The 6,449-nt window shown below is 71.1% G+C and carries 6 protein-coding genes; 3 read left to right on the top strand and 3 right to left on the bottom strand.

Features of this window, described 5'->3' with window-relative positions:
* Positions 1 to 116: 116 nt before the first annotated feature.
* A complete protein-coding gene (locus ACIBZJ_RS25130; RefSeq protein ID WP_395933551.1) occupies positions 117 to 1,067 on the bottom strand; it encodes a glucosyl-3-phosphoglycerate synthase in 951 nt (316 codons plus the stop codon).
* A gap of 282 nt (positions 1,068 to 1,349) precedes the next feature.
* On the opposite strand from ACIBZJ_RS25130, the gene ACIBZJ_RS25125 reads away from it, so the two are divergent.
* Positions 1,350 to 1,886, top strand: coding sequence for a polyadenylate-specific 3'-exoribonuclease AS (locus ACIBZJ_RS25125; RefSeq protein WP_395933549.1), 537 nt, complete (start codon positions 1,350 to 1,352; stop codon positions 1,884 to 1,886).
* 103 nt (positions 1,887 to 1,989) lie between these two features.
* On the top strand, positions 1,990 to 3,015 hold the full coding sequence (locus tag ACIBZJ_RS25120) for a 6-phosphofructokinase (protein ID WP_395933547.1): 1,026 nt from the start codon (positions 1,990 to 1,992) through the stop codon (positions 3,013 to 3,015).
* A gap of 418 nt (positions 3,016 to 3,433) precedes the next feature.
* Here ACIBZJ_RS25120 and ACIBZJ_RS25115 read toward each other — a convergent pair whose 3' ends face one another.
* Both ACIBZJ_RS25115 and ACIBZJ_RS25110 read right to left on the bottom strand, forming a co-directional pair.
* A complete protein-coding gene (locus ACIBZJ_RS25115) occupies positions 3,434 to 3,826 on the bottom strand; it encodes a phage holin family protein (protein ID WP_395933545.1) in 393 nt (130 codons plus the stop codon).
* 67 nt (positions 3,827 to 3,893) lie between these two features.
* A complete protein-coding gene (locus tag ACIBZJ_RS25110) occupies positions 3,894 to 4,982 on the bottom strand; it encodes a hypothetical protein (RefSeq protein ID WP_395933543.1) in 1,089 nt (362 codons plus the stop codon).
* 52 nt (positions 4,983 to 5,034) lie between these two features.
* On the opposite strand from ACIBZJ_RS25110, the gene ACIBZJ_RS25105 reads away from it, so the two are divergent.
* Complete coding sequence (locus tag ACIBZJ_RS25105) at positions 5,035 to 6,411, top strand: class II 3-deoxy-7-phosphoheptulonate synthase (protein ID WP_395933541.1); 1,377 nt, start codon at positions 5,035 to 5,037, stop codon at positions 6,409 to 6,411.
* Positions 6,412 to 6,449 lie beyond the last annotated feature (38 nt).

The raw sequence follows: 6,449 nt of genomic DNA, 5'->3' as shown, positions 1-6,449 counted from the left end.
GCCTGGGGGGCGGCCAACCCCCCCACCCCCACCCGCGCCCCCCCCCGGGGGGGCCCCCCCCCCCCCCCCCCCGCCCCCCCCCGGGCGGGGGGGCGGCCGTCGTGGTGCGTGTGCGGTCAGGCCGGGGCGGAACTCCGGCGGCCGGCCTGGTAGGACGGGAGGCTGATCATCGGCGGTCGTTCCTCCCATGGAATGTCCCAGGTCACCGGCACGACTTCGCCTTCCACCCGGCTGAACTGGACCAGGTCGTGACCCTCCGGACGGCCGGGGCCGATCCGTGCGGTCAGCGTCTGGATGATGGTGGCCGACATCCGCCCCAATGCGGCGGTGTCCTGGTGGCCGTGCCCGCGTTCACCCAGGTCGACCTGGGCGACGGCGTCGATGCCGTGGGCGAGCACCGTGTCGATGAGAATGCCGGTCTCCACCCCGTACCCGGGGGCGAACGGCAGGCGTTCGAGTAGGGAGCGCCGAGCGGCGTACTCCCCGGCCAACGGCTGGACGACACCGGCCAGCTCGGGCAGGAACGCGTTGAGCAGCGGTCGTGCGGTGAGTTCGGTCACCCGACCGCCACCGACCGGTGAAACCCCGGCCAGCGGCCGGTCGTAAAAGGCTTTCACGAGCTGGACGGACGGGTCGCTCAGGAGCGGCCCGAGCAGCCCGGTGACGTAGTGCGGACGGAAATCGGTCAGGTCCGCGTCGACGTAGACGACGATGTCCGCGGTCGTCGCGTGGAGCGAGCGCCAGAGCACCTCGCCCTTTCCGGGACGGCTGGGCAGGTCGGGGACGATCTCGTCCCGGTGGACGACCCGGGCCCCGGCTGCCGCCGCACGTTCGGCGGTTCGGTCGGTCGAGCCCGAATCGACGACCACGATGTCGTCTATCAGGCCTGATGTGTTCGCCAGACTCACGATTCGTTCAACGATCGTGCCGACGGTCTCCTCTTCGTTGAGTGCCGGCAGCACCACGGCGACGCTCGTCGAACCCTTGCGATCGGCAAGGACTCTGACGGGCCAATCACCAGCGGTGGAGGTCCGGCGGGAGAACCACGCACGGGTATCGGCTCTCATCGGCGACCCCTTCCGGTCAGGACTGAGCCAGGTCGTGATGGCCAGCTCAGTGTGACGGGTGAGAACAACCACGCTGTCGGACAATGGTTTCTTGCGAGTTTCGTCCTTTGGTCAACGAAGTGACCTGTAGTGACCGGTTTGGCTGAGGCAACACGTCTGTACCCCTACGCACTGCTTTCATGCCGCCGGCCGACCCCGGACGAGCTCACGTGTTTCCGGTGCAAATGTGCGACGCGCGGGCCTCCATTCCCGGGCCCGACGACGCCACGGCAGAATGGAGGGATGGCTCCGCTCCGCCGAATCTTCTACGACACCGAGTTCATCGAGGATGGGCACACCATCGACCTGGTCTCGATCGGAGCGGTCGACGAGGACGGAAACGAGTTTTATGCCGTTTCCACCGAATTCGACGACACCCGCGCGATTCCCTGGGTACGCAAGAACGTCCTCGACAAGCTTCCCGGCCCGGCTGATCGAGCCTGGATGTCCCGCGAGCGAATTCGCACGGAACTCCTGGAGTTCCTCACGGCCGGGGTGAACAACCGGGGCTCGATCGAGCTCTGGGCCTGGTACGCGGCCTACGACCACGTGGCCCTCTGCCAGCTCTGGGGGCCGATGCCCGCCCTGCCGCGCCCGATCCCACGGTTCTCCAAGGACCTGCGCCAGCGCTGGGACGATCTGGGTAAGCCAGACCTCCCGGGTGCGGGCGCCGACCAGCACGACGCGCTCGCGGACGCGCGCCACAACCTGGCCCGTTGGCACGTGATGGAGAAGAGCCGGCGAACCCGTGCGGAAGGTGTCGTCATCGGGTCGGTCTGAGGCATTACGGTGTGCGCTGAGGCGGCTACCGCGTCGGCTGAACGGTCCCCGTTGTGCCCGGCCGCGGTTCTCCGCCGTCCGCGCGCAACGAAAGGACCGCACCATGCACATCGGCGTGCTCACCGGTGGTGGTGACTGCCCGGGTCTCAACGCCGTCATCCGCGCGATCGTCCGCAAGGGCGTGAGCGTGTACGGGCACGAGTTCTCCGGATTCCGCGACGGTTGGCGGGGCCCGGTCGAGGGCGACGCCCGTCCGCTCGGGATAGCCCAGGTACGCGGCATCCTTCCCCGCGGCGGGACGATCCTCGGGTCGTCGCGGACCAACCCGTACAAAGTAGAAAATGGCGTCGACCGGATCCGGGAGACGCTGTCCGGCCTCGGGGTCGAGGCGTTGATCGCGATCGGCGGCGAAGACACGCTCGGCGTCGCGAAGAAGCTCACCGACGAGGGCATCCCGGTCATCGGGGTGCCCAAGACGATCGACAACGACCTGGGCGCGACCGACTACACGTTCGGGTTCGACACCGCGGTGACGGTGGCGGTCGAGGCGATCGACCGGCTGCACACGACGGCCGAGTCGCACCACCGGGCGCTGGTCGTCGAGGTGATGGGACGGCACGCCGGGTGGATCGCGCTGCACTCCGGGCTGGCCGGGGGCGCGAACGTGATCCTGGTGCCGGAGCTGCCGTTCGACCTGGACGACGTGATCAAGCACGTGGAGAGCCGGTTCGCGACGCAGTACGCGCCGATCCTGGTCGTGGCCGAGGGTGCGACACCGCGGCAGGGCGCCGAGGTCCTCAAGTCCGGTGAGCTCGACGCGTTCGGGCACGTGCGGCTCGGGGGCATCGGCCAGTGGCTGGCCGAGCGGATCGAGGAGCGCACCGGCAAGGAGTCGCGTGCGGTCGTGCTCGGGCACGTGCAGCGCGGCGGCTCGCCGACGCCGTTCGACCGCGTGCTGGCCACGCGTTTCGGCCTGCACGCGATCGACGCCGCCCACGAGCGGGACTGGGGCAAGATGGTCGCCCTCCAGGGCACGGACATCGTCCGGGTCCCGATCGAGGAGGCCACCCGGGAACTCAAGACCGTCCCGCTCAGCCGCTACGCCGAAGCCGAAGTCTTTTTCGGCTAAGTGGGCGGCCCGCCCAGAACGGCGCTGCCGCGCGAGCGAGCCTCCTTATGGCGGCATGCCCAGGGCCACGGCGTCGGCTCGCTCGAGCGGCAGCGCCGTCCTGGGCGGGCTCCAGGTCAGAACCCGGCGTGAGCGGGGCTTCCTGTGGCGGGAGGCCGGGGCCACGGGGTCGGCTCGTTCGAGCGGCAGCGCCGTCCTGGGCGGGCTCCAGGTCAGAACCCGGCGTGAGCGGGGCTTCCTGTGGCGGGAGGCCGGGGCCACGGGGTCGGCTCGTTCGAGCGGCAGCGCCGTCCTGGGCGGGCTCCAGGTCAGAACCCGGCGTGAGCGGGGCTTCCTGTGGCGGGAGGCCGGGGCCACGGCGTCGGCTCGCTCGAGCGGCAGCGCCGTCCTGGGCGGGCTCCAGGTCAGAACCCGGCGGTCAGTCGTCGGAATCCCGGCCGCCGGCCAGGTCCAGGGCCAGGTTGAGGACGAAGCTGACGACCCAGACGACGATGGCGCCCCAGAAGCCGGCCCAGAAGCCGTCGACTTCGAACCCGAGCCCGAACTGGTCGGCGAACCAGCCGACCAGCAGGAACAGGAGCGCGTTCACGATCAGGCCGAACAGCCCGAGCGTGAGGACGTAGATCCCGCAGCCGACGAGCTTCACGATCGGTTTCACGATCGCGTTGACCACGCCGAAGATCGCGGCGACCACCAACAGGGTGCCGACCTTCGCCGGCCACGTGTTCTCGGTGACGTCGATGCCGTCGACGACGTACGTCGACGCCAGCAGAGCCACCGCGGTGACGAGCACCGTCAGGATGAGCTTCACGGCCCCGATCCTGGCAGACCGGTGCGACCACCGAGCCGTTCTCCCCGCACACACGCGGGGAGAACGGCTATTCGACCGCGTCCGGGGCGGCCGGGAAGTGCACGCTCAGGAACGAGATCCCGACGCCCGAAGGCGTCACGCCGTCGCACCGGTCGAGCACGTCCTCGTCCACCCGGTACACCCGGCACGGGATACCGGCCGCCCCGGCCAGCGACGCCAGCTCCCGCACCGACCATCCGTCGCCGGGCAGGTCCGCCACCCGCCGCCCGGCCGCGTCGAGCAGGCACGCCGACTCGACGTCCCCGGCCAGGCCGCGGAGCCGGGCCTCGGTGTCGGCGTCGAAGACCGGGGTCGACGGCAGGTCCAGTCCGGCGGCCACCACCACGACCACCGCCGCGGCCGTCGTCAGCGCGGCGCTGCGACCGTCCGCGCCGGTCAGCACGATCGCCCGCCGGTCGGCGAGCACGTGCCCGTCGCCGTTCTCCAGCCAGTGCAGATAGGCCCGGGCGGAGTCGAAGTCGTCCGGCGTGCAGTCGTCGAACTCCCGGTGGGTCAGCGACACCGGCTCGTCGACGTCCGGCTGCAGCACGACCGGCCTCGGCAGCGCCGGGTAGTTCCCGGTGGACACCGCACGGGCGATCTCGCCGGTCTGCGCGACCCGCTGGTACCGCGCCAGCGTCGCCCGCTCCCGGTCCGCCGCCGGCGCGCCGATCAGCGCCCAGGCCAGCGACGGCAGCGTCCACCCGAGCGTGACGCCGAATAACCCGACGACGGCGCCGACCAGCAGGTACGTCTCCGAGAGCGAAGCCGCCAGCAGGCCGGCGCAGCCGAGGGCCAGCACCAGCGCCTGGGCCCAGTCGCCGGTCACCCGCGCGACCTCCGCGCGGAGCGTCCACCCCCCGAACGAGGGAAGCGGCCACGAGGCGAGCCCGCCGAGGGCGATCAGCGCCAGCGAGCCGAACCCGAGCGTGAGCGACCAGGGCGCGTGGCCGGTGACCGCCCAGGCGGCGAAGCCGCAGACCGACGCGGCGGACAGAACGGCCCGCGCGTACCGGATCACCCGGCGCACCGGCCGGCGGGCGGCGATCGCGGCCCGGAGCGCGGTGTCCGCGCCGGTCACCGGACGCGCGGGACCGGTGACGGTCGGCGAGAGCATCAGTGGTACCCCTCATCACACGTGGTACTGATCACGCCGTCTCACGGACCGGATGGGGGACCGCGACCCGCGGATCAGGCCAACTACCCTGGAACTCGTGACCGACACCGTCGTTGACGACTTGGATATCTGGCGCTCCCGGCCCGCTGCACAGCAACCCACCTGGCCGAATCCCGACAAGCTCGCCGAGGTCGGGAAGACCCTGTCGACCGTCCCGCCGATCGTCGCACCCTACGAGGTCGACCTTCTGCGCGATCGGCTGGCCGAGGTGGCCCACGGCCGGGCCTTCGTGCTGCGCGGCGGCGACTGCGCCGAGACGTTCGACGACAACACCGAGCCGCACCTGCGCGCGCTCACCCGCGTGCTGCTGCAGATGGCGGTCGTGCTCACGTACGGTGCCTCGATGCCGGTCGTCAAGATCGGCCGGGTGGCCGGGCAGTACGCCAAGCCCCGCTCGTCCGATATCGATGCGCTCGGGCTGACGTCGTACCGCGGCGACATGGTCAACTCGTTCACGCCCGACGCGGAACTGCGCGTTCCCGACCCGGAGCGGATGATCCGCGCCTACGCGAACGCGGCCGCGGCGATGAACATGCTCCGGGCGTTCTCCCGCCGCGGTGGCATGGCCGACCTCAACGCGGTGCACGACTGGAACAAGGAGTTCGTCCGCGACTCCCCGGCCGGGGAGCGCTACGAGGCGATCGCGGCCGAGATCGACCGGGCGCTCAAGTTCATGCGGGCGGCCGGCGTCGACGACGGCGCGCTGCGCACCACCGACATCTACGCCTCGCACGAGGCGCTGATCCTCGACTACGAGCGCCCGCTGACCCGCCGCGACGAGCGCGGGATCCCCTACGACCTGTCCGCGCACATGATCTGGATCGGTGAGCGCACCCGGCAGGCCGACGGCGCGCACCTCGACTTCGTCTCCCGGATCGCGAACCCGATCGGCGTCAAGCTCGGCCCGACGACGTCGCCGGAGTACGTCGTCGAGCTCGCCGAGCGGCTGGACCCCGACCGGGTGCCCGGCCGGCTGACGCTGATCTCCCGGATGGGCAACCACAAGGTCCGCGACGCGCTGCCGCCGCTCGTCGAGAAGCTCCGCGCGACCGGTCACCTGGTCGTCTGGGAGTGCGACCCGATGCACGGCAACACGCACGAGGCGTCGAACGGCTACAAGACCCGGCACTTCGACCGGATCGTCGACGAGGTCCTGGGCTTCTTCGAGGTGCACCGCGCGCTCGGCACCCACCCGGGCGGCATCCACGTCGAGCTGACCGGCGAGGACGTCACCGAGTGCCTGGGCGGCGCGCAGGACCTCCTCGACGCCGACCTGGCCAGCCGGTACGAGACGGCGTGCGACCCGCGCTTGAACAGTCAGCAGTCGCTGGAGCTCGCGTTCCTGATCGCGGAGATGCTGCGCGGGTGAACCCGGTAGCCCTGCGCCCGGTCGACCTGCGGTCGGAC

Source organism: Cryptosporangium sp. NPDC051539 (assembly GCF_044454545.1).
GTDB lineage: Bacteria > Actinomycetota > Actinomycetes > Mycobacteriales > Cryptosporangiaceae > Cryptosporangium.
This window is presented reverse-complemented; position numbering and strand designations above follow the sequence as displayed.